Source organism: Pseudoalteromonas sp. SG44-1, from assembly GCF_014164315.1.
Taxonomy (GTDB): Bacteria; Pseudomonadota; Gammaproteobacteria; order Enterobacterales; family Alteromonadaceae; genus Pseudoalteromonas; species Pseudoalteromonas rhizosphaerae.
This window is the reverse complement of the sequence record NZ_JACJEW010000220.1, coordinates 1-671: the sequence shown is the minus strand read 5'-3', so window position 1 is coordinate 671 and position 671 is coordinate 1. Positions and strand designations below refer to the sequence as shown.

Here is a 671-nt window from a genome sequence, read left to right as displayed (position 1 = left end):
ATTGAAAAGTGCGATATTTTTGCCCATTTGAATTTAATTGCCGACATGGGGGATATGGAAATTATTGATATGGCTTCTATGGTACGTGGCGCTATTAAGCAGTACGAATAACGCTGTATGCAAATATGCTTGTGGCCTTTTTAATCTGGACTGGGCTACAAAACTTAAAAATACTAAAGTGCTCGGTTAGATCTTAGTGTGTTTTTAAGCAGTTTATAACAATAAAGACGTTATAATTTAAATTTAAACCGTGCAGCCAAAGCACTAATTCACTAGGAATTACCGGCTCTTTAACAACATGGATGTTGTTTGGCTAGGCGCTAATACAGCCGCTGATTAGTGCCCTGCCTTTCATTTTTGCACAGAGTAAATTCGATTATTCGTAGCAGCGGGTTTACCCCGCGACATAATTCCCCTGCAGCCCACAACGAACTACTATTTGATGATGACGACAATGAGCCAAAAGTCATTTTACAAACTCTCGCCAGTGAACATTACTTTGAGTTAAATGCTAAACAATCAGGCCGCCAATTCATAGAATGGATAAGCCAACTTGGGACGATAAACTTACACGCCGGGCGCGATTTATGCCTAGAAACCGAGCAAAACAATGTACAGTTTGTGATAAAGAACAATCAATTTATTGATGTTAAAAATGAACTCAAACAACA

Annotated in this window: 1 protein-coding gene; it reads left to right on the top strand. The window is 38.7% G+C overall.

Going from position 1 to position 671, the window contains the following annotated elements; all coding sequences use genetic code 11:
* Positions 1-357: 357 nt before the first annotated feature.
* Positions 358-671, top strand: a 314-nt coding sequence (locus tag H5187_RS23865; protein ID WP_259398601.1) for a hypothetical protein, incomplete at its 3' end; no start/stop codon positions are given.